The following is a 20,661-nucleotide window of genomic DNA, read 5'->3' on the forward strand; positions in this document are numbered from 1 at the left end:
TGAGTGCGCCGGCGAGAAGGGCGGCGGTCAGGAGAGCGGCTCTGCCGTGCATGGTGCTCCCAGACGAGTACTTCGTCTACGGCGACGTTCAGGACGCGGCCGCGATTCGGCCGGAGTACCTGCCGCGGATGCTGAAGATCAGAGAAGCGGTTCGCACCGCGGTTGAGGACTTCGTCGTCGACCGTATCGACGGCTTCGACGCCAGACCGCAGCCCAACCCGAACCTCGCCACCGACTCGAAGACCGCGTCACCACCGACCGCTGAAAACGCCGACGCATGCGAATCTCCTCGCCCCTACGTCGGCACCAAGCCGCCGCACGCCCAGGACTCCCTTGCGGCTCAACTCGCCCACGATCACAGGCCCACTGTTGTCCGCGCGAGCTCCAGGCGGGCGGCCGGTTCGTTGACGCGCCGCCCGTCGTCCCCACCTCCGGGGCGGACCAGTTGGCGGTCGGCGCGGCCAAGACCGCGTCCGCGGCGTACCGGCAGTTCGTCGCCGTGTCACTCAGCGAGCGACGCGGCGAGCCCCACGCAAGATCGCCGTCAGGGCCTGCGGACACCTCCGCACCGCTCCACCTTGACAATCCTCGGTGGCGCGCGTCAGGCGGCCCGTCATTTCGGCACCCGTTATCCGCACTTATCTTGCGGGTTCACTTGGGCCCCATATGGTCACTGCGTTCTCGGGGGCACACAAAACATCAAGGGTGGACATGAAGAACACGATGACGGGCCGTATTACTGCCACCGCAGCGCTGTCCGCATTGCTCGCAGCCGGGGGCGTGGCAGTCGCGGCCAACGCGGCCCACAACACCACCTCGCCCGCGACGCGCGCAGTCGCGGCTGCGGGTGCGCAGGACAGCGCCCTGGTACGTGCCTTCGACGCGGTCGATCGCAACACCAACTGGCAGCTCACCGGCAAGCTGAAGATCGACTTCCCGACATACCACACCGAGGGGATGGTTCAGGCAGGAGGCCACATCTTCCTGTCCGCGGTCCAGATCATCGAGCCCACGCAGAAGTACCCCACCCCGCAGGGTGGGTACGACCGCACTCCCGGTCGCGGGATCGGCCACGTGTTCGTGATGGACCGCGAGGGACACCTGCAGCGGGACATCATCCTGGGCGAGGGGGACATGTACCACCCCGGTGGCATCGACTCCGACGGGAGCTCGGTGTGGGTGCCCGTGGCCCAGTACCGTCCCAACAGCAGCTCCATCATCTACCGCATCGATCTCAAGACCCTCGATGTCCACAAGGAGTTCGAGGTGAAGGACCACATCGGCGGCATTGTCCGCGACGAGGTCACCGGTCACCTCATCGGCAACAACTGGGGCTCGCGCCGCTTCTACGAGTGGAACGGGCAGGGGCGGCAGATCGCCGGCTGGGGCAACCCCCAGTACTTCGTCGACTACCAGGACTGCCAGTACGTCCCGGACCGCAAGATGCTCTGCGGCGGTGTCACGAACCTGCCCCAGACGCCGGCCGCGGGCGGAGCCGGCGCCGTCTACGAACTCGGTGGCATGGCCCTGATCGACCTGCGCAGCCACGAGGTTCTGCACGAGGTGCCCTTCCAGCAGTGGTCGACCGCCGGCCACGTAGTCACCCGCAACCCCCTCAAGCTGGCAGCCGACGGTGACAAGATCACGATGTGGGCTGCCCCCGACAACGGCGAGGAGGGCAACGGCACCGAGATCTTGACGTACGAGGCGAGCGTGACCCCGGCGGGCTGACTTGCCAGAGCCCGGGAACAGCGAGCGGTTGCCGAGCTTCTCGACTCTCGCTGTTTCCCAGGTCCGCGGCAGTACGCGCACGACGCCACGCACCCCTGACCCCACCCGGCCGGCCCGGCGCGGTGCCGCAGTGCGCCGGGCCCCCGACCTCTTGGAGCCCTCCTCAGGGCATTCGACCTGTACATCGCCCAGCCGTGCGACGGCGAACCGGACTACCACCGCATCGGCTACTTCCTCATGCCGGACATCAGCGGCGTCATGCGCGCCCAGGCCATGGCCGTGGACCTGCCCGCCCCCACCTGGTCCCGAGCCGAGGACTTGGGTATCACTGTCCCGGAAGTCCGCGCGCTCATGGGACGCCAGCGAGCCGCTGCCGCCTCACATGCAGGCCCTCGTCGACGCCGCCAACTACACCGTCTGCGGCGAGGCCGAGGACCCCAAGGCGTCCCCGTCTACAAGCTGATGGTGGCGGCGCTGATGGCGAGCAGGATGCTTCTCACAGAGATCCCCTTTCTGCCCGCCGGTCAGGTTGGCGGGATGAGCGATCAACTGAATGTAGAAGGCCAGGCGGCCCAGGTCGAGGCGGCGTGGGGCCGCATCGTGGCGTGGCTGGAGCAGCATGCCCCCACCTCGTACGCCTCACTGCTGCCCCCCGCGCCGGAGACAGAGATGGCGAACGCGGACGCGGCGCTGAGGCAGCACCTCGGGTTCGCCCACGCCCTAAGCGCTGGCGTCTTGGCGTAGCTGATCCCGCTCTGAACGCGACATCCGAGCCTGGGTCGCAGACTGGAACGACCACCCGCGGCCCTTCATCTGGACCAAGACCGCCGACGAGATCCTCGCCAAGGTCGCCACCTACTGCCAGCGAGTCTCCGACTCAGGTCACTAGGACAGAAAGGGCAATTTGCCTAGATCGAATGCCCTCTCGGAGCGCAACTCCTCTCCCCGGGAGGGCAGTCGGGAGTGCTGAGCCTCAGGGTTTCAGCCGTTGCTACGGTGGGCGAATGCCGATACGAAGACATGAGGACGAAGCCCTTGCTGAGGCATGGGAGGCTCTCACCCATTGGTTGGCGGAACATGCTCCTACGTCATATGCCTCCCTGCTACCGCCGGCGCCGGAGGAGGACATCGCCGCGGCGGATGATCAGCTAAGGCAACGCCTCGGGTACGGGCTGCCTGCCGAGTTGAAGGCGCTGTGGCGGCTTTGCGGTGGGGTGGAGCACCAGGAGATCGAAGGCGACGAGGAGGGGGAGGTCGGCTCGGGGGCCTTCCTGCCCGGCGGAATCATGTTCACTCCGGAGCAGGCCATGTCCGCGGTGCTTCTCGGCGGCAGCAGCGGGTGGGGCGCACCGGTTGTTCCCTGGCTCACACGGGACGAAGCCGGGCCTGAGTCCGGCCACTACGCAGGCCCTGACGGTGTTGGCTCCTGGGAGCTCCCTGAGGGGATCGACGATCCGCGGTATCCGTCGATCGCCGCCTACCTGGAGGCCGTTCACCGCACCCTGACGGCGGGGCCCGCTGATTTGACGGGCTCGTCCGGCGTGCCAGGCATCGTCTATCGCTGCCTGATCTGGGATGACCCGCAGAGCTCGTGGCTGACGGATGCCGCCGAAGACTGGGCGCCGCTTCACTGAATGCAGCTGGTCGGCACCGGGCCAGGGCCCGGTGCCGACCAGCGCGTAGTGCTTAGGGCTTGGCCATCGTGCAGACGAGGTCAGCCTTGGTGGTGTCGCAGCCCTTGAACCAGGCATCGCCCGGGTCGAGGGTGTACCTGTCCTCGTCGATGATCCGGAACTTCTTCAGGAACGCTTCGTAGAAGTTGTTCAGGCTCATCGAACCGGAGTTGACCTTCAGCGACATGGACGACCGACCGCAGTTCTCGTTGAACGTCGGTGCGTCGTATCGAGTATCGTCCAGAAGGTGTTCGCTGCCGTCGTCGGTCTTGGCCGCAACGGTCTGGATACACTCGCCGCCGCCGTTTGCACCGGCTGGGTTCTGTCCGTCGTTCGCCGCCGGAACTCCTGGGGACTGGTAGGTGGAGGAGAACGGGAACTCGTCACAGGACACCGACTCGGAGGGCCCTTCGGCGATCTCCGGGTGCAGAGCCGTCCACGGGTGCTTGAGGAACGGCTTGTTCGGGACCCAGCCGTCGGTCCGCTTGGAGCGCGACTTGGGACACATCACCTTGTCCCGGTTGTCTATTCGCTCATGCAACGACTCGTTGCGCTCCTTCTTCGGAAGGTACTGCAGCGCATCAGAGCGGGTCTTACCGCTCCCCTTGGCCTTCGACTTGTTCTGGATCAGCCAGGCATGCGCCGCAGCCGACGGGTACTTGGCGGTGTTGAACTTGTACTCGGGGAAGTACTGCGGCAGTACGCAGCCGGCATCCGCACCGTTCGCCGCGACCTTGTCGCACCGCACATCGATGGCGGGGGATCGCCACGGTCCGCTGTCCTGGTCCTTGTCGCCCTTGCCGTCCGGCGGCCCCGACTCGGTGACGAAGTGGCCCACGAACCACACCGGGGGCTTCTTCGACAGATCGATGTCGCGTGCACCCCCGGCGCTATTGACGCTGCCATTCCACTTGTGGTCGGCGGTGCCGGTGGCCATGTGCCCGTCTGTCGGATCGTGCTCACCGCCGCCCTTCCAGCTCAGGTCATTGAAGAAGTCTAAGTTCTTCGCTCCCGATGCGCCTTTACAGCCCGCTGCTGGGCCTTCGCCGGGGCCGACTTCGGCTCGGGGGTTGCCGCGACGGCCGTACCGCCGGCGACGAAAGCGGCCTCCGCGACCAGCAGCAGCGCTGCTGCCGCCGCCGCCCTACGGGACATCCGTCTGCCCCGTTTCGGCCCGGAGAACTGTGTGTCAGGAGACACGAAGTGATGCCTTTCTCTTGGGAATTCGATCGTATGTGTATAGCGCACAGTCCAAAGGACGGTATGCGCGCCAAGCGGAGGGCAGTAGTACGGTTCCGGCCGTAGGGAGGGCTTCGGATTGCGCAGGCCGTGATGGTAGTGATCTTGCAAAGGCGAGGCGTCTCAAACATCGGCTTGGTCACACACTGGCGCAGGGCGAGGGGCGTACGCGGCTACTCACCAGTCGCCGTTATGCGGACATTCCGCGAGCAAACCGTGGATGGCGGACGAACCGACGACAAAGACTCGGGCGGCTCTCAAATCGTCGTGCCGAGTAGTCAACTCTGGCCAGAAGCAAGCGTCCGGGCCCTCGACCACGTCCTGATCCTGGGCGAGAGCCACGCCAGGAAGGTCCTGACTGATTATCAGGACCACTACAACGGACACCGGCGGCACCGATCTCGGCAGCAGCTATCGCCCAGCGCGACCGAGCAGCCCGCAATCGTGCACGACATCGACGGCCGAAGCCTGCTCCGCACCAGGGTCCTCGGGGGCATCATCAACGAGTATCGATACGCCGCGTGACCTGCAACGACGACTTTTCGAGCCCCACAGGCTCCGGGAGCCGTTCCCACAGCTCCCGAGTTAGCACCCCGGCCCGAACACCAGGGTCCTCGTCCTCAACAAGCCGATGCTGGACGGCAGCGGGTATCCCCGGAGCTCTGGTGATCATCCGCCGGACCTTCGGTTTCGTATCCCCGGCCAGTGCCACCAACGCCTCTGGGGGGCTCGGTCGCCCGAACTGGGAGAGCAGGGCCGCATACACGAACCGGACCCGAGGCTCCACGTCGTACGCAAGCCGCGCCAGCCCGTCGACATCCGCAGGCGGTTTCTCCGCGACGTCCAGCCGGTGCTGAGTCCGCGACGACGCCACCGCGATGGCAGTCGCCTCCTCATCGAGCTGGCGCCAGGTGAGCCACAGCCGGTGCGCCGGCAGCTCCTCGAACCCCAGCAGCCGCTCAAGCACCGCCCCAGGCAAAGCCGGATTGCACGTCAGCCCCCGCAGCCACTCCCGCACCACGACCTCTTCCGCACCAGCCTGCTCAAGTACCTCATCCACCCCACGCATCTGGCCATTCTCACCCGGTGCCGCTGCACTATGACCGCACGTATGCCGTCGGGCCTCCGCGTTCCAGAAGTCCCGTGAGTCGACGAAGTTTCCGCAACCTTCGCCGAGGACGCCTCCCGCGTCCGGACCGCGACCGCACCCCGTGCCATGGCGATCCTGCGCAACCTGGCCATCGGCGCCCTCCGCCTGACCGGCTGCGACAACATCGCCGCCGGACTGCGCAGACACTCCCGCGACACCACCCGGCCGCTGACCACCCTCGGCATCACGTGATCAAACCAGCCGTAACGCCGCCGTCTGCCGGGCCGCGCAGAACCGGTTTCGCCCGGCGATCTACGCCGGGATAAGGACGGTAAGCCATTCCGCTTCACGTGGCCGGTACCCGTAACGATCCCTCAGCCCCGACACGATCGCCGGGACATGGCCGGCTCCGTAGACGATGGCCACCCGGATCGGCTCGTCCCCGCGCTCCGCGTGGATCTTGCCGAGCGCGTCGAGCAACCGCTGGTCGCGCCGACCGGTCATCGCGTGCTCCACAGGATCGTCGGCCATCATCTCCGCCCGCAGCGTCGACGGCAGATCCTCGACTACCAGGTCTTCATCGAGGAAGGCGCGCGGCCCGCGCAGCGCGAACACCAGGCCCATCACGGGAGCCGCGACCATGAGCAGCAAGTACATCCACCGCGGCAGTGTCTTCAGGTCCGCGATCGCCTCCGCCGCGGTCACATCCGGGTTGATAACCTGCACGGCCTCGGGAAGCAGCAGCTCTTCGCGCTGCTCCTGCAGGCCGTTGCGCCGCCGGCGTGGGGTGAACCGGTAGGCAAGCGTGAGGGCACTCACTCCGACTGATTTCCCTCGGATTCCCTCGATGACTATGAGGTCGCATTCCCTGAGTCTGATGCGGACCTGGGAGTAGAACGTCGGCGAAGCCACATGCAGCATCGGGAAGATCACGAATTCAAGTGGTGTCCCTGTCCGCCTCATGGTGATCACAGCAGATCGGACAGCATACCCGGTCACCTCGATGATCTGCATGATTCCCCCACGAACCTCGCCCGGTTTTCCTTCCACCCGTATCAGGACACGAGCCCGCCCAGGGCCGTGGTTCCCTCCCGGCGCAAGCTGCCGCCGGACTGCACAGACACTCCCGCGACACCACCCGGCCGCTGACCACCCTCGGCATCACGTGATCAAACCGGCCATAACGCGGCATGCGAGCTCCTCAAGGTCCGTGTTTCCAACGGCAGTTGGCGGGTCTCCGGGCAACACGGCGACCGGCTTCGATGCCGCCCTTGGCGGAGCCACAAGCTAGCTGCGGCAGCGCGCCCGGCAGAACCCCTTCCGTCTGCTCTTCATCGGCCGAAGGGGCCGATCCAGCCCTCTTTCAGAACCCCCTCCGCTGCGTTTGAGCAGGTCAGTGCGGGTTGGCGCGCAACGTTCACGCAACGGTCCCGTGCAACGGCCCCAGGCGTTGCGGCCCCCTCGAGGTTGGTTTACGAGATGTGAGTGAACCGCGATCCCCAATGCGAGCGAACTTGGGAAAAAGGGCGCCGAGACGCGTTGAAATGGTGTGTAGGGCCAGCTCACGGGGGTGGGTTACCGGCGGATCGCCGGACGGGGCCCGGCGCGACTGTGGGCCCCGTGGCAGGGTGCGGATTAGGTTGGCACGGAAAAGTCTTCGGGTAGCCGGACTCGTGATGGGGGCGAGCATGACCATGCAAAAAGGAACCAATGTTCCAGTGGCGGCCCAGGCCGTGCGGGTCGAATTGGGGTGGCGTACCGCCCCGGGGACGCCGGACGTGGATGCATCGGCGCTCCTTCTCGTGTCGGGAAAGGTGCGCAGCGACGCGGACTTCGTCTTTTACAACCAGCCGGTGCATGGCTCCGGCGCGGTACGTCATGAGGGCAAACGGAACGCCGCCGGCGGTCTCACGGACAGCCTTGCGGTGGATCTGGCGCGGGTGGAGCCCGTCATCGAGCGCATCGTCCTGGCCGCCTCCGCGGACGGTGGCAGCTTCGGGCAGGTGTCAGCCCTGTACGTACGGATCACGGACATGGCGAACGGCTCGGAGATCGCGCGCTTCGACAGTGCCGACGCGACGGTGGAGACCGCGTTCATTCTCGGTGAGCTCTACCGTCGGCAGGGCGCCTGGAAATTCCGCGCCGTGGGGCAGGGGTACAGCAGCGGCCTCGAAGGTCTCGCCACGGACTTCGGTATTTCCGTCGACGAGCCCCAGCAACCCCAACAGCCTCAGCAATCGCACCAGCTTTTTCAATCCCAACAACCCCGAGCGGCAACGCGGGTTGACCTGCCACCCCCGCCCCGGCTCCCCCCGCACGCCCAGCCCCCGGCTGCCGCTCCGATGGCACCCCCGGCGCCCCCTGCCGCGCCGCCCGTATCGCCGTCCCCCCAGCCCGTCCGGCTCTCCAAGGTGACGCTCACCAAGGACGCGCCGTCCGTCTCCCTCGCCAAACAGGGCGGCACGTCGGGAGCCATGCGCGTCAATCTCAACTGGGAAGTGCGCAAACAGTTCAAGAGCTGGGGCAGCAAACTCGGCAGGGCCGTCGCCAACCACGCGGATCTCGATCTTGATCTCTGCGCCCTCTACGAACTGACCGACGGCAGGAAGGGAGTTGTGCAGGCACTCGGAAACGCCTTCGGCGCTCTCGGGCAGCCCCCTTATATCCATCTCGACGGGGACGACCGCACCGGCGCCGTCTCCACCGGCGAGAACCTGACCATCGACCTCGACCACAGGGACCGGCTCCGCCGAGTCCTGATCTTCGTCACCATCTATGAAGGCGCCCGGAGTTTCGCCGATCTGCACGCGACCGTCACCCTGCAGCCGCAGCACGGCGCCGCGATCGACTTCTCGCTCGACGAATGCACCGTTCCCTCCACCGTCTGCGCACTCGCACTCATCACCAACAACGGGGGAGACCTCACCGTGCAGCGCGAAGCCCGCTATCTCGTACCCGATCGCGGGGTGAGTCCGCAGCGCACCATCGACTACGCCTATGGGTGGGGGATGAACTGGACACCCGGCCGTAAATGACCCCCGGTCCGTCCGGGGCCCGCCACCGCGGACGGACCGGGGGTCCCTCCGCTCATCGGTCCGGTGCGGCCCCGGGACGGGCGTAGGTGCGTCCCTTCCAGGCCGCGCCGCGGCCGCGGTGGTGCTGCACCGCCGAATCCACCGTCATCAGCAGATACAGCACGGCGGTGAACGGCAGCAACGGCGCGAGCCACATCGACTGCCGGTAGTAGCCGAGCATCGGCATGTACGTCCCCGCCATCACCGCCCACGCCGCGCCACCCGCCCACGCCGCCGGCCGATCGCCGCCCAGCAGTCCTGCCGCCAGTGTGACCGGCGGGGCGAGATAGACGAGCGCGAGACCCAGCACGGTACCGATGAGCAGAACCGGGCTGTGCCGCAACTGTGTGTACGCGCTGCGCGAGACCATCCGCCACAGATCCGCCAGCCGGGGATACGGCCGCACACTGTCCACCCGCTCCGCGAGACCCAGCCAGATCCGCCCGCCGCTGCGCTTCACCGCACGTGCCAGCGACACGTCGTCGATGACCGCCTGCCGGATGGACTCCGGAACCCGTGCCCGCTCGGCGGCCCCGGTCCGCAGCAGAACACAGCCGCCCGCCGCGGCCGCGGTCCGTGCCTTCGCCCGGTTCACCCACCGGAACGGATAGAGCTGCGCGAAGAAGTACACGAACGCCGGCACGACAAGGCGCTCCCAGACGCTTGCCACCCGCAGCCGGGCCATCTGCGAGACCAGATCGAACCCGCCGGAACAGGCGGCGGCGACCAGTTCCCGCAGACTGTCCGGCTCATGCGCGATGTCCGCGTCCGTGAGCAGCAGGAATTCCGGCGCCGGCTCCCGGGCCCGCGCGAGCGCGATCCCGTGCCGTACAGCCCAGAGCTTGCCCGTCCAGCCGGACTCCGGCTCCCCGGGAGAGACCACCGTCACCGGCAGCCCGCCGTACCGCACGGACAGCGCACGGGCGAGATCACCGGTGCCGTCCTTGCTGCAGTCGTCGACCAGGAAGATCTCCGCTGCCCCCGGATAGTCCTGCGCCTGCAGCGACGGCAGGCTCACCGGCAGCATGTCGGCTTCGTCACGCGCGGGCACGACGATCGCGACCGACGGCCAGCGGTCCGGCCCCGCACGCCGAGGCAGCCGCTGGTCGGTCCGCCAGAAGAACCCCTGTCCCAGCAGCAGCCACACCCATGCGGCCAGCGAACCCACGGCGATCCAGGCAACGGCGCTCATTCGCCGCAGTCTGCCCCACTCCGACGAGACCGCAAGGGCGGTCGACTATGGTGACCGGGTGAAGATCGCGCTCATGGACTCAGGAATCGGCCTGCTCCCGGCGGCCGCCGCGGTACGTCGGCTGAGGCCCGACGCCGATCTGGTGCTCTCCTCCGACCCCGACGGCATGCCGTGGGGTCCGCGGACGCCGCAGGACCTGACCGCGCACGCGCTGGCCGTGGCCCGCGCGGCCGCCGTCCACCGGCCCGACGCACTGATCGTCGCCTGCAACACCGCCTCCGTACACGCCCTGCCGGCGCTCCGTGCCGCGCTGGAACCCACGCTGCCCGTCATCGGCACCGTCCCCGCGATCAAGCCGGCCGCGGCCGGCGGCGGACCCGTTGCCGTCTGGGCGACCCCCGCCACGACGGGCAGTCCCTACCAGCGCGGACTCATTCGCGAATTCGCCGGCTCCGTCGACGTCACCGAGGTTCCCTGCCCCGGTCTCGCCGACGCCGTGCAGAACGCGGACGAAGCCGCGATCGACCGTGCCGTCGCCGCAGCCGCCGCGCTCACTCCACCGGGCGTACGGGCCGTCGTTCTCGGCTGCACCCATTACGAACTGGTCGCCGAACGGATCCGTGCCGCCGTACAGCAGCCCGGCCTGCCGCCCGTGGCACTGCACGGCTCCGCCGGGGCCGTCGCCGCCCAGGCGCTGCGCCGGATTGGCGTCGCACCCGCCCCGTCGGCGGAACCGGCCACCTCCCTCACCGTGCTCCTGAGCGGCCGTGACGCCGAGCTGCCGGAAGCCGCCCTGACCTACGCCGAGGGGCGGCTGCTGGCAGCCGTCAGCCCCGTCCGCTGAGCCGTCGTCGACTCGGCGAGGGCCGTTCGGAACCATCCCGGCTGCCCGGATTCTGAGTACGCTGCTGGCATGAGGGACCACCCCCGGAAACCGAGCGAGACCGGCGCCGAGGTGGCTCCCGCCGTCTGGACCGGCCGGGCCACGAACAAGGCGCAGTGGGTGCTCGCCGCAGCTGGTGCGGCGTGCCTGGCACTGGGTATCGAGCTCGCCGTGAGCTCCAACTGGACCTCCGGCATCGCCCCTCTGCTGATGTCGGTGATCGGCTGCGTGGCGGCCGGACTGCTCATGCTGTTCGGGACGCTCGCCTTTGTGAACGTGGCCGTCCGGGTCGACGGAGACGCCCTGGAAGTTCGCTGTGGCCACATGGGTCTGCCGCGCCGACGGATCCTGCTCACCCAAGTGGTCGGCGCGGAGTTCGCCCCCCGGGTCACCCCCCGCCAATGGGGCGGCTGGGGCTACCGGTGGCGCCCCGAGCAGGGGACGGCCGTGGTGGTCCGCAGGGGAGAGGGCCTGGTGCTCGAGCTCGGCGACGGCAGGACGTTCACCGTGACGGTGGACGATGCGGAAGAGGGCGTACGGTTCATCCGCGAACGGCTCCGCCTGTCCGCGGCCGACGCGCCTGCCGGGGCCTGAGAGGTCAGCATTGCCGCACCCGTCAGAGGGGAGTGCGACCGGCCTGCGGACGGCGTCCGGCCGCGGTTCCCGCCCCGTGCGCGGCACGGCCCGCATCCTCGTCACTCTCCGTACGGGATGTGCCCGGCGTGCCGTCCCCGATCGGCTGCCGGGCCGAGGCCAGCCCCGCGAGCAGCCCCACGCCCGCCGTCACCGGCGTGAAGCTCAGCGCGTTCCCGACACTCGCCAACGCCGCCAATGCGGTGAGCGCGGCGCCCGCCGTCAGGACGACCGCCGTGGTGCGGGGGGAGCGCCACAGCACGTACAGCAGCCAGCCGAACGCCGCCCCCAGCAGCGCCACCCCCACGATCCCCTGCTCGGCGGCCTGCTGCAGCGGCGCCGAGTGGGGCTTCCCGTCCGACCGCACGGTCTGCTGGGCGGTGGGGCTGAGCTCGGCGAACCGGTCGGGTCCGATACCCAGCAGCGGATGCTCCTCGGCGAGATCCACCGCGTCCTGCCAGAGCAGCACCCGGTTCCGGGTGAGCTGCCCCTCCAGGGAGACCATCAGCCCGTCGGGCAGCGCATCCTCGGCCACCGCCCATGACGCACCGACGACCAGTGCCGTGACCAGCGCCAGCCCGGTCAGACCGAGCAGTCTGCGGCGCATCCTGACCGCGGCCAACGAACTGAGCAGCACCCCGAACGCCGTGACGAATCCGGCCACCGAGTGCAGGGCCGGCGCGGCGCAGGCGATGCCGAGTGCGAGCAGCCGCAGCGTGAGACGCACCGGTGCCCGGCGGGCCGCTGCGGCCGCGCAGCAGGCGGCGCCCGCGCCCAGCACCAGCAGCGCGGCCGCCGCCCCGGTGTGACCGGGCGCGACATCGGCAGCGGCGGTGGCGCCCGGCACACCACCGCGCGAGGCGAGCGCCAGGACGAGGGCGGCGACGGCGGCGACCGCCGCGGTGGCCACCGGCAGCAGCGTGCCGCAGATCCGGCCGCAGGTGAACCCTGCGGCGACGGCCAGCAGCGCCAGCAGCACACCCTCCGGCCTGGTCTCCCGTCCGGCCGCGCTGATCAAGGACCAGATCGCGCAGGCGGCGAGGATCACGGCTCCGGCGGCATCGGACGCGTTGCCGCCCTCCCGAGCCCCGTACCGGCCCGCCCGTGCAGTCATCGTGTCCGACCCCCCGAACTGTGACCGTCCCGTCCACGACGGCCGGATCCGGCCGGTCGGCGGGGGACTGGCGCACACGGTAACGGGAGTGGTGCGGGTTTGTGGAGGAAATGCGCGGGAACGATCCGGCAGCAAGTATTCCGAATGCATTCCGGTACCGCCCCAGGTCTGCTCCGCGCTCGCGTCACCACCGTAGACTCCGCCGGGTGAGCGCCACCATCAGCCCAGTCGACGACCCGCAGTCCTCCGCCACTCAGCCGCGGGGGAGACGGTTCCTGCCGCGGCTCGCACGGCCGGCCGCGGCCGTGCTGTCGGGTGTGCTGCTGTATCTGAGCTTCCCGCCCCGACCGCTGTGGTGGCTGGTTCTGCCCGGTTTCGCACTGCTCGGCTGGGTTCTGCACGGCCGTCGGCTGCGCGCCGGATTCGGCCTCGGCCTGCTCGCCGGGCTCGGCTTCATGCTGCCGCTGCTGCACTGGACGGGCGAGGAGGTCGGTCCGGTGCCGTGGCTGGCGCTCGCCGCCGCCGAAGGGCTGTTCGTCGCCGTGGGCTGCATCGGGATCGCCGCCGTGTCCCGGCTCGCCTGGTGGCCGGTCTGGGCCGCCGCGGTCTGGGCCCTGGACGAGGCGGTCCGAGCCCGGGTGCCGTTCGGCGGGTTCCCCTGGGGCAAGATCGCCTTCGGGCAGGCCGACAGCGTGTTCCTGCCGCTCGCGGCGGTGGGCGGCACGCCGCTGCTCTCGTTCGCGGTGGTGCTGTGCGGCTTCGGGTTGTTCGAAGCGGTGCGTTCCTTCCGTACATACCGCAGCACCGGCCGGATCCCCCGCGCCGCGGTCGCCGCCGCGGCCGCGACCGTCCTCGTACCCCTGGCCGGGGCGTTGGCCGCGCGCCCGCTCGTCGACGATTCGGCGGAGGACGGGACCGCGACCGTCGCCGCGATCCAGGGCAATGTGCCGCGCCTCGGACTCGACTTCAACGCCCAGCGCCGCGCCGTTCTTGACAACCACGCACGCCGCACGGAACAGCTCGCCCGCGAGGTGAAGGCGGGCAAGGTATCGCAACCCGACTTCGTCCTGTGGCCCGAGAATTCCTCCGACCTCGACCCCTACCGCAACGCCGACGCGCGGATCGTCATCGACGAAGCGGTGAAGGCGATCAACGCCCCCACCGTGGTCGGTGCGGTCATCGAGCCCGACACCGGCAAGCTGCGCAACACCCTCATCCAGTGGGACCCGTCGGGCGGCCCCGTCGCCACGTACGACAAGCGCCATATCCAGCCCTTCGGCGAGTACATGCCGATGCGTTCCGTCGCACGCATCTTCAGCTCCGACGTCGACCGGGTGCAGCGCGACTTCGGGCCGGGCAAGAAGGTCGGCGTGTTCGACCTCGCGGGCACCGAGGTGGGGCTCGTCACCTGCTACGAGGCCGCGTTCGACGACGCCGTACGGGACACGGTCGAACACGGCAGCCAGCTGATCGCCGTCCCCAGCAACAACGCCACCTTCGGGCGCAGCGAGATGACGTACCAGCAGCTGGCCATGAGCCGGGTGCGGGCCGTGGAACACAGCCGGTCCGTCGTCGTCCCCGTCACCAGCGGCGTCAGCGCGATCATCCGCCCGGACGGGACGATTGCCCAGAAGACGAAGATGTTCACCCCGGACGCGCTGGTGGACAAGGTGCCGCTGCGCTCCTCGCTGACCCCCGCGACCCGGCTCGGCACGCTCCCCGAAGGGCTGCTCGTGCTGATCGCCGCAGTGGGACTGGGCTGGGTGACCGTCAGATCGGCACGGGCGCGCCGAGAACGCTGAACGGTGGCGCGGGCCACGTAGGGTCGGCGCATGGCCATTCCTGACTTCATCCGTGAAATCCGTGCCACGGCGGGCACACAGCTACTCCTGCTACCGGGCGTCAGCGCCGTGGTCTTCGACGACGAGGGCAGGGTTCTGCTCGGCAGACGCTCCGACACCGGCAAGTGGGCGCTCATCGGCGGCATCTGCGAACCGGGGGAGCAGCCCGCGACGACGGCGGTGCGCGAGGTGTACGAGGAGACCGCCGTGCACTGTGTGGCGGAGCGGGTGGTGCTCACCCAGGCGCTCAACCCCGTGCAGTACGCCAATGGCGACCGGTGCCAGTTCCTGGACATCACCTTCCGCTGCAGGGCGACCGGCGGTCAGGCGCGCGTCAATGACGACGAGTCCCTGGAGGTGGACTGGTTCCCGCTCGACGCCCTGCCGCCGTTGAACGAGTTCGGTCTCTTCCGGATCAAGCAGTCCCTGACCGACGAACCGACCTGGTTCGAGCCGACGGTCCAGCCGTGACGCGGTAGTACACGTACCGTGGCCGGACGGGCCGGTTCCCCGGCCCGTCCGGCCACCGGAACTCAGGCGGTACGGGCATCGGCGGGCAGCACCGCGGGCGCGTCCGGCTCCGCCGTCGCCTCGATGTCCGTGAGATCCCGGTGGCGGGTCTCCTTGGCGCACACGACCGCCAGCACCGTAATGAGCGCCGCGGCGATCACGTACAGCGAGATCGGTGTCGAGCTGTGGTAGTCCGCGAGCAGCGCGGTGGCGATGAGCGGCGCCGGAGCACCGGCCGCGACCGACGAGAACTGCGCACCGATCGACGCACCCGAGTACCGCATCCGGGTCGCGAACATCTCCGAGAAGAAGGCCGCCTGCGGTGCGTACATCGCCCCGTGGAAGATGAGCCCGACAGTGACGGCGAGCAGCAGACTGCCGAAGCTGCGGCTGTCGATCAGCGCGAAGAACGGGAACATCCACAGCCCCACGCCGACCGCCCCGACCAGATAGACGGGCTTGCGGCCGATCCGGTCCGACAGCGCACCCCACATCGGGATGACCGCGAAGTGGATCGCGGAGGCGATGAGTACGGCGTTCAGCGCCGTCTGCTTGCTCAGGTCGGCGGCCGTTGTCGCGTAGACGAGGATGAACGCGGTGATCACGTAGTAGCTGATGTTCTCCGCCATCCTGGCGCCCATGGCGATGAGCACATCCCGCCAGTGGTGCCGCAGCACGGCGACGAGCGGCATCTTCTCGGTAGCCGCCGCGGCCGCCTTGCGCTCCTCGGCCTGCGCCAACGCTGCCTTGAACACCGGCGATTCATCGACAGAGAGACGAATCCACAAACCGACGGCCACCAGCACACCGGAGAGCAGGAACGGGATACGCCAGCCCCACGCCCCGAAGGCCGAGTCCGACATCAGCGCGGTGAGCGCGGAGAGGACCCCGGTGGCGAGCAACTGCCCGGCCGGCGCCCCGGTCTGCGGCCAGGAGGCCCAGAATCCGCGCCGTTTCGCATCCCCGTGCTCCGACACCAGCAGCACAGCCCCGCCCCACTCACCACCGAGGGCGAAGCCCTGCACCAGGCGCAGCACTGTGAGCAGTACGGGAGCGGCGGCGCCGACAGTGGCATGCGTGGGCAGCAGCCCGATGGCGAAGGTCGCACCTCCCATCAGCAGCAGGCTCAGCACCAGCAGCTTCTTGCGGCCGAGCCGGTCGCCGTAGTGCCCGAAGACCAGGGCACCGAGCGGCCGGGCGGCGAAGCCGACCGCATAGGTGAGGAAGGAGAGGAGCGTTCCGACGAGCGGGTCGGAGTCGGGGAAGAACAGCTTGTTGAAGACCAGCGCGGCTGCTGACCCGTAGAGAAAGAAGTCGTACCACTCGATGGTGGTCCCGATGAGGCTCGCTGCGACGATGCGCTTGAGCGAGCGGGTGGTCGGCGGGGCGGATGCCGAGGCAGCCATGGATACCACTTCCGGACGGTTGGCGGGGACGATTCCGTGTCGCCACACCGTAGGAAGGGGCAGGTCAGGGGCGTATGTGGTGGGGGACCATAGTTCGGGAGACCGCTGTGCGCGCGAGCACCATGAGGCACTGGTTCGGACTCCGTTGACGATCGCTGAGCAGGCTATGGATGCCTGCCGGAGTTGCATCGTTCGGCATGAATTGTTGGCCCGGTGCTGATTCCCGTGCTGGTTTGGTGCTGACCTGAAACCGCATGTCAGCACCCCTGATCACCCGTCCCGTGCTGACTTGGTGCTGACTACCCGGTGTTGAACCCTGACATTCGTCATGGATCGGGGCTCGGCGCCCTTCGTGCCCATGCAACGGTCTCCTGGATCGACTGGGCTGTTGAGTGCGCCACGGCCTCGCTACTGGCATCGGCGCCGTACGCGCGCATCCACGCCATGCAGACCTGCCGCCAGCAACGGCCGGGAGTTGCGCCGGGCCGGGCGGCAGTCGGACCCCTTATCAGCGTCTCCTACGGCACCCCTCGGGCCATAACGGGGGGCGAGGTGCGCCGTCCCAGCGGGTCAGTGGGACGTCCCAGTTCCTCCCGGAACTCATGGGGACAGCATCATTGCGCCCCGCGCCGGAAACGTTCCGAGTGCGGATGGTCACGCTCCGGCAGGGCAGTCCGGCGTAACCCGTAGTTCAACCCGTAGGAGGTTCCCATGATTCGACGCACCGTACAGCGTGGCCTGCTGGCTGCCGTGGCAACGCTCGTCCTGTTTCCTGCGGCGGCCGTGGCGGCCGACGGCATCCCCCAGCCCCCCGGACAGTCCGCGCCGTCCCCGCGGGTTTCAGCGCCTGCCCGGTACTCCGTGCCGCCGCAGCCCTCGACCTCCGGCCACCGGCACACGGCGAACCCGAACAGGCCCTCGAGCCGCACCGCTCGCGTCAAGGGCCGCCTGGTGACTCACCGCCTGCCCCTCAATGTCCGCTCAGGCCCGGGCACCAACTACCGGGTCATCGGCAGGGCGCGTCACGGCAGCACGGTAACTCTCGCCTGCAAGAAGCGCGGGATCAACATCCTGGGCAACAACCGCTGGTACAAGCTCGCCGACCACAAGGGCTACGTCTCCGCCCACTACGTCCGCAACCACGGCACCGTTCCCTGGTGCTGAGCAGGTAGGACCGGCCCGCTCCGCAGACCCCGCGGGGCGGGCCCTCGGGCCGCGAGTAAGGAATCTCCATGTCTCTTCCCCTCCAAGGCAATCCGAGTCGCAGGACCCTGCTCGGGCTCGGCACCGGCGCCGTCCTGGCGGTCGCGAGCCCGGTCTCGTCGGCCTGGGCGCAACAGGGCGAGAGATCGTCCGGTCCGTCCTCGTCGGAGCAGACCTCACTGGCTGCAGCCGGCAAACCCTGGATCCGCAACGGTCGACTGCGCCACGCCACTGCACTGCAGTCCTTCGCGTTCGACGAGCAGCAGGGGCACGTCTACGCGCTCCAGGTCGTACCGAGCGGCATCCAACTTCCGGGCGAGAAGCGCGCATACCGTCATGCGGAGCGAGCGGCGCGTGGTGATCTCTGCGTCAACCGGCTCACGATGGCCGGTGTTCTCACCGGTTACATGTATCTCAAGGGCTTCGGCCACGGCGTCGCACTCGGCGTCGAAGGCGCACGGCGCGGCTCCGGCGAGCTGTGGACGGAGTGGGACGCCAATCCCGCCTCCGGCTACGGCCGCGGCATCTGTCGTTTCCGCTTCGCGGACGGCCGCGTACTGACCCGCAACAGCGGAGGGCTTGCCACTTACCGGCCCGTTCCCGGCTCGACAAGCAACTACGTGGCCTTGGATCAGGTCAACCGGAGACTGCTGCTGCGGTACAGGCTACGTGGCGTGCCACGCCTTGCGGTGCACGACTTCGACCGGTTCGCCGCCCGGGACTTCCGCCCTCTCGCCGGCTTTTCTCAGCCCGGCGCCCGCATGGGCCTGCCCTTCCAGGGCATGACCTTGCACGGCGACTACATGTACCAGATGCTCGGTACCGCGTATGGCCCGGCGAATCCTCGGTCCTCTGCCGGAAACACTCGTCTGTTCCGTGTCGATTGGCGAACCGGCCGAGTCGTGCAGTCGCTGGACCGTACGGCTCCCCAGCTGTACCCGCGTGAGCCCGAGGGATTGGCTGTACTTCACGAAGGCGGGCCTCGGCTGTGCTTGGGTTTCACTCAGGGGCGATCTGGAGACCGCGAGTTCTCTATCTATTACAAGGCGATTGTCTGACGAATTTTATGAACCTGTGCTGATAAATCCATAGCCCGGTCTCGGATCCTATGTGTATTGGCGGATGCTTTCTGAGGGTATGCATTGCGGCGTCCGGGATGAGTTGACGGTCCCGACCAGTGCGGGAGTCTCGCGACGACGAGGTCCCATACACGGCATGGAGGAAATAGGATGGCTCGTTGGCAGTCCTTGCCCGACTCGCTCAGCCCCGATTCCCGCCTTCTGGTGGAGAATTTGCGCATCATTAAACAGCGGAGTGGGCTGAGTCTGGCAGGATTGGCTGCACGCACGGCCCACAGCAAATCTGCCTGGCATCGCTACCTCAATGGTGATCAATTCCCGCCCCGTACGGCGATCGAGGCACTCGGGCCGTTCGCGGGGGTGGACGTGCCCCGTCTCCTCACCTTGTGGGAAGCGGCGTTCCGGGCCGATGCTGAACTGCGATCAACCGAGCCGACGCCATCCCCCGCGCCCCAGGTGAAGGCCCCGGCCGGCCACAACCGGCGGCTGGAGCAGGTCGTCATCGTGCTGGCTGCCACAGTCGCCGTACTGGTACCCGCTGCCTGTGCTGTGGACATCCCCACTCCGGCGACCGGCCGCCCTCTGCAGGAGTCGCTCGCGTCGTGCCGGGGTGAGACCTGCCAGGGGCACTACGCCAGCCGCTCCGGCTGTGAACAGGACGCGCGGACCGAGAGCACCGTCACCCATGCCGCCTTTGCCGTAAGGCTGCGCTACAGCGCCTCCTGTGCCGCAGTATGGGCAGAGGTGCGCACGCAGGACGAGGGTGCTCGCAAGGTCTCGATCAAAACAGGACCGAACGAATTGCTCGCCGCCTACTCCGGAAAAGCGAACACCGGCGGAAGCAGTCCCATGCTGGCCGCACCGCACCCGCGCCCCGCGGAGGCGTGCGCGGAAGTGGCGGGCAGGATGGCGTGCGCCGGGCTGTTGTGAGTGAGCCTTTTCCAACCTCGGTGGATTGCGCTGGGAAAGCACGACCTCGACAGTGGCACTGCCGGCGTCCACCGCTCCCTCCAGCGCACCCGCACGGTGGCCTGAGCGTCCTGCACACTTACGGCCTCCCGCGCGACAGGGAGTGGGCTCCCGACGCCCTGCCCGGAGGCCCGCGCCCGGTGACGCTCTGCAGCGCCCCGGCTGGCGTATCTTGGAATGGGAGCCGGGGCGCATGGCGGTGCCGACTCCGAGAAGCGTGTCCCTCGAGTCCTGCTCGCCGGTTTCACATCGGTAAACTGCCCTGGCCGTGACGCCGTCGAGCAGAGTGGAGACCTGGGATGCCGGCACCCGACCCTTCCGTCTCCGAAGCCCTGCCCGGCGAGACCGGGACGGGTTCGCTGCCGATCCGCCAGGTGCTGTCCGACAGCGTCTACGAGGACACCAAGGCCATGGTGATGGACCACCAGATTGCCCCGGGTGCCCGCGTCGGCATCGAGGCCCTGGCCCGCATGCTCAACGTCTCGCCCACCCCCGTCCGTGAGGCGCTGGCTCGTCTGGAGGCCGACGGCCTGGTCGTCAAGCGCTCCCTGTCCGGCTACCGGGCAACCGAGTTGCTGACTCGACAGGGGGTGGAGGAGCTGTTCGAGATGCGGCTGCTGCTGGAGCCGCGCGCCGCGGCGCTCGCCGCCCTGCACGCCGAGGAGGCGCAACTCGACGCGATCGAGTCAATCCTGGAGGACATGCAGTCCCACCCCGGCCCTGCCGGGCCCTACGCGGCCTACCGCGACTTCGCAGCCCTCGACCAGCGCCTCCACGACGCCGTCGCCGAGGCCGCCCACCGGCCGCTGCTTGCGGAGGCCGTGGAGCGGCTCCACTCGCATCTGCACATCTTCCGGCTGAGCGGCCTCCAAGGTGCGCGCGAGCCGACGCTCGCAGAGCACGAGCGAGTGGTACGGGCGATACTGCGCCGCCGGGCCGATCGCGCCGCCGAGGCCATGTCCGACCACCTCACCCGCAGCCTGGAGCGCCAGCGCGGCCAATTCGACGAAGCGTGACCGGCCGG

The 20,661-nt window shown here is 68.7% G+C and carries 20 protein-coding genes and 1 pseudogene; 14 read left to right on the top strand and 7 right to left on the bottom strand.

The features are described 5' to 3' along the window. Nucleotides 1–711: 711 nt before the first annotated feature. The 4 genes and pseudogenes from OH809_RS37215 (at nucleotide 712) to OH809_RS37230 (ending at nucleotide 3,365) form a co-directional block, all read left to right on the top strand. Nucleotides 712–1,731, top strand: coding sequence for a DUF6454 family protein (locus OH809_RS37215; protein ID WP_406416882.1), 1,020 nt, complete (start codon nucleotides 712–714; stop codon nucleotides 1,729–1,731). A gap of 537 nt (nucleotides 1,732–2,268) precedes the next feature. After that, complete coding sequence (locus OH809_RS37220) at nucleotides 2,269–2,475, top strand: hypothetical protein (protein WP_406416881.1); 207 nt, start codon at nucleotides 2,269–2,271, stop codon at nucleotides 2,473–2,475. A gap of 19 nt (nucleotides 2,476–2,494) precedes the next feature. Then, a pseudogene (locus tag OH809_RS37225) lies at nucleotides 2,495–2,620 on the top strand (IS630 family transposase); the annotation flags it as partial. Nucleotides 2,621–2,915: 295 nt separating this feature from the next. Continuing rightward, nucleotides 2,916–3,365: a hypothetical protein gene (locus OH809_RS37230; protein WP_406416879.1), complete on the top strand. Its 450-nt coding sequence runs from the start codon at nucleotides 2,916–2,918 to the stop codon at nucleotides 3,363–3,365. Nucleotides 3,366–3,417: 52 nt separating this feature from the next. Here the strand turns inward: OH809_RS37230 and OH809_RS37235 are convergent, their stop codons facing one another. From OH809_RS37235 to OH809_RS37245, 3 genes are all read right to left on the bottom strand, one after another. Further along, nucleotides 3,418–4,341, bottom strand: a complete 924-nt coding sequence (locus OH809_RS37235) for a hypothetical protein (RefSeq protein ID WP_406416878.1) — start codon at nucleotides 4,339–4,341, stop codon at nucleotides 3,418–3,420. A gap of 59 nt (nucleotides 4,342–4,400) precedes the next feature. Next, on the bottom strand, nucleotides 4,401–4,559 hold the full coding sequence (locus OH809_RS37240) for a hypothetical protein (RefSeq protein WP_406416876.1): 159 nt from the start codon (nucleotides 4,557–4,559) through the stop codon (nucleotides 4,401–4,403). 583 nt (nucleotides 4,560–5,142) lie between these two features. Beyond that, nucleotides 5,143–5,712, bottom strand: a complete 570-nt coding sequence (locus tag OH809_RS37245; RefSeq protein WP_406416872.1) for a HEAT repeat domain-containing protein — start codon at nucleotides 5,710–5,712, stop codon at nucleotides 5,143–5,145. A gap of 147 nt (nucleotides 5,713–5,859) precedes the next feature. Between OH809_RS37245 and OH809_RS37250 the strand changes: the two genes are divergently transcribed. Beyond that, on the top strand, nucleotides 5,860–5,985 hold the full coding sequence (locus OH809_RS37250) for a hypothetical protein (protein ID WP_406416870.1): 126 nt from the start codon (nucleotides 5,860–5,862) through the stop codon (nucleotides 5,983–5,985). A 60-nt stretch (nucleotides 5,986–6,045) separates the two neighbouring features. Here the strand turns inward: OH809_RS37250 and OH809_RS37255 are convergent, their stop codons facing one another. Further along, a complete protein-coding gene (locus tag OH809_RS37255; RefSeq protein WP_406516103.1) occupies nucleotides 6,046–6,747 on the bottom strand; it encodes a hypothetical protein in 702 nt (233 codons plus the stop codon). Nucleotides 6,748–7,409: 662 nt separating this feature from the next. Between OH809_RS37255 and OH809_RS37260 the strand changes: the two genes are divergently transcribed. Beyond that, a complete protein-coding gene (locus OH809_RS37260; RefSeq protein WP_406416867.1) occupies nucleotides 7,410–8,768 on the top strand; it encodes a TerD family protein in 1,359 nt (452 codons plus the stop codon). A 52-nt stretch (nucleotides 8,769–8,820) separates the two neighbouring features. On the opposite strand, the gene OH809_RS37265 is transcribed toward OH809_RS37260, so the two are convergent. Next, nucleotides 8,821–9,999: a glycosyltransferase gene (locus tag OH809_RS37265; RefSeq protein ID WP_406416866.1), complete on the bottom strand. Its 1,179-nt coding sequence runs from the start codon at nucleotides 9,997–9,999 to the stop codon at nucleotides 8,821–8,823. A 58-nt stretch (nucleotides 10,000–10,057) separates the two neighbouring features. On the opposite strand from OH809_RS37265, the gene OH809_RS37270 reads away from it, so the two are divergent. Together OH809_RS37270 and OH809_RS37275 are read left to right on the top strand one after the other, a co-directional pair. Beyond that, nucleotides 10,058–10,843, top strand: a complete 786-nt coding sequence (locus OH809_RS37270) for a glutamate racemase (RefSeq protein ID WP_406416864.1) — start codon at nucleotides 10,058–10,060, stop codon at nucleotides 10,841–10,843. Nucleotides 10,844–10,912: 69 nt separating this feature from the next. After that, nucleotides 10,913–11,476: a hypothetical protein gene (locus OH809_RS37275; protein WP_406416862.1), complete on the top strand. Its 564-nt coding sequence runs from the start codon at nucleotides 10,913–10,915 to the stop codon at nucleotides 11,474–11,476. 22 nt (nucleotides 11,477–11,498) lie between these two features. Here the strand turns inward: OH809_RS37275 and OH809_RS37280 are convergent, their stop codons facing one another. Next, entirely contained in the window at nucleotides 11,499–12,629 is a 1,131-nt protein-coding gene (locus OH809_RS37280; protein WP_406416860.1) for an O-antigen ligase family protein, read from the bottom strand. A 206-nt stretch (nucleotides 12,630–12,835) separates the two neighbouring features. Here OH809_RS37280 and lnt point away from each other — a divergent pair, with 206 nt between their 5' ends. Both lnt and OH809_RS37290 read left to right on the top strand, forming a co-directional pair. Next, on the top strand, nucleotides 12,836–14,431 hold the full coding sequence (lnt, locus tag OH809_RS37285) for an apolipoprotein N-acyltransferase (protein ID WP_406416858.1): 1,596 nt from the start codon (nucleotides 12,836–12,838) through the stop codon (nucleotides 14,429–14,431). Between the two features lie 30 nt (nucleotides 14,432–14,461). Further along, nucleotides 14,462–14,941 carry an NUDIX domain-containing protein gene (locus OH809_RS37290; RefSeq protein ID WP_327247960.1) on the top strand — a complete coding sequence of 160 codons (480 nt, stop codon included), beginning with the start codon at nucleotides 14,462–14,464 and terminating at the stop codon, nucleotides 14,939–14,941. A gap of 62 nt (nucleotides 14,942–15,003) precedes the next feature. On the opposite strand, the gene OH809_RS37295 is transcribed toward OH809_RS37290, so the two are convergent. After that, entirely contained in the window at nucleotides 15,004–16,386 is a 1,383-nt protein-coding gene (locus tag OH809_RS37295) for an MFS transporter (protein ID WP_406416856.1), read from the bottom strand. A 711-nt stretch (nucleotides 16,387–17,097) separates the two neighbouring features. Between OH809_RS37295 and OH809_RS37300 the strand changes: the two genes are divergently transcribed. The 4 genes from OH809_RS37300 (at nucleotide 17,098) to OH809_RS37315 (ending at nucleotide 20,653) form a co-directional block, all read left to right on the top strand. Then, nucleotides 17,098–17,550 carry an SH3 domain-containing protein gene (locus OH809_RS37300; protein ID WP_406416854.1) on the top strand — a complete coding sequence of 151 codons (453 nt, stop codon included), beginning with the start codon at nucleotides 17,098–17,100 and terminating at the stop codon, nucleotides 17,548–17,550. 68 nt (nucleotides 17,551–17,618) lie between these two features. Next, nucleotides 17,619–18,647, top strand: a complete 1,029-nt coding sequence (locus tag OH809_RS37305; RefSeq protein WP_406416852.1) for a teichoic acid biosynthesis protein C — start codon at nucleotides 17,619–17,621, stop codon at nucleotides 18,645–18,647. Nucleotides 18,648–18,836: 189 nt separating this feature from the next. Then, nucleotides 18,837–19,598: a DUF2690 domain-containing protein gene (locus tag OH809_RS37310; RefSeq protein ID WP_406416850.1), complete on the top strand. Its 762-nt coding sequence runs from the start codon at nucleotides 18,837–18,839 to the stop codon at nucleotides 19,596–19,598. A 338-nt stretch (nucleotides 19,599–19,936) separates the two neighbouring features. Further along, entirely contained in the window at nucleotides 19,937–20,653 is a 717-nt protein-coding gene (locus tag OH809_RS37315; protein ID WP_406416849.1) for a GntR family transcriptional regulator, read from the top strand. The last annotated feature ends 8 nt before the right edge of the window (nucleotides 20,654–20,661 follow it).

The sequence above is a fragment of the Streptomyces sp. NBC_00873 genome (assembly GCF_045207415.1).
In the GTDB taxonomy this organism is placed as follows: Bacteria; Actinomycetota; Actinomycetes; order Streptomycetales; family Streptomycetaceae; genus Streptomyces.

Bases quoted from the DNA above. Each gene is read 5' to 3' on its own strand.
- OH809_RS37245 (WP_406416872.1), bottom strand. From the start codon at position 5,712: ATGCGTGGGGTGGATGAGGTACTTGAGCAGGCTGGTGCGGAAGAGGTC.
- OH809_RS37290 (WP_327247960.1), top strand. From the start codon at position 14,462: ATGGCCATTCCTGACTTCATCCGTGAAATCCGTGCCACGGCGGGCACA.
- OH809_RS37250 (WP_406416870.1), top strand. From the start codon at position 5,860: ATGGCGATCCTGCGCAACCTGGCCATCGGCGCCCTCCGCCTGACCGGC.
- OH809_RS37305 (WP_406416852.1), top strand. From the start codon at position 17,619: ATGTCTCTTCCCCTCCAAGGCAATCCGAGTCGCAGGACCCTGCTCGGG.
- OH809_RS37295 (WP_406416856.1), bottom strand. From the start codon at position 16,386: ATGGCTGCCTCGGCATCCGCCCCGCCGACCACCCGCTCGCTCAAGCGC.
- OH809_RS37220 (WP_406416881.1), top strand. From the start codon at position 2,269: ATGAGCGATCAACTGAATGTAGAAGGCCAGGCGGCCCAGGTCGAGGCG.
- OH809_RS37235 (WP_406416878.1), bottom strand. From the start codon at position 4,341: ATGGCCACCGGCACCGCCGACCACAAGTGGAATGGCAGCGTCAATAGC.
- OH809_RS37300 (WP_406416854.1), top strand. From the start codon at position 17,098: ATGATTCGACGCACCGTACAGCGTGGCCTGCTGGCTGCCGTGGCAACG.
- OH809_RS37255 (WP_406516103.1), bottom strand. From the start codon at position 6,747: ATGCAGATCATCGAGGTGACCGGGTATGCTGTCCGATCTGCTGTGATC.
- OH809_RS37215 (WP_406416882.1), top strand. From the start codon at position 712: ATGAAGAACACGATGACGGGCCGTATTACTGCCACCGCAGCGCTGTCC.
- OH809_RS37265 (WP_406416866.1), bottom strand. From the start codon at position 9,999: ATGAGCGCCGTTGCCTGGATCGCCGTGGGTTCGCTGGCCGCATGGGTG.
- OH809_RS37260 (WP_406416867.1), top strand. From the start codon at position 7,410: ATGGGGGCGAGCATGACCATGCAAAAAGGAACCAATGTTCCAGTGGCG.
- OH809_RS37280 (WP_406416860.1), bottom strand. From the start codon at position 12,629: ATGACTGCACGGGCGGGCCGGTACGGGGCTCGGGAGGGCGGCAACGCG.
- OH809_RS37275 (WP_406416862.1), top strand. From the start codon at position 10,913: ATGAGGGACCACCCCCGGAAACCGAGCGAGACCGGCGCCGAGGTGGCT.
- OH809_RS37315 (WP_406416849.1), top strand. From the start codon at position 19,937: ATGCCGGCACCCGACCCTTCCGTCTCCGAAGCCCTGCCCGGCGAGACC.
- OH809_RS37240 (WP_406416876.1), bottom strand. From the start codon at position 4,559: ATGTCCCGTAGGGCGGCGGCGGCAGCAGCGCTGCTGCTGGTCGCGGAG.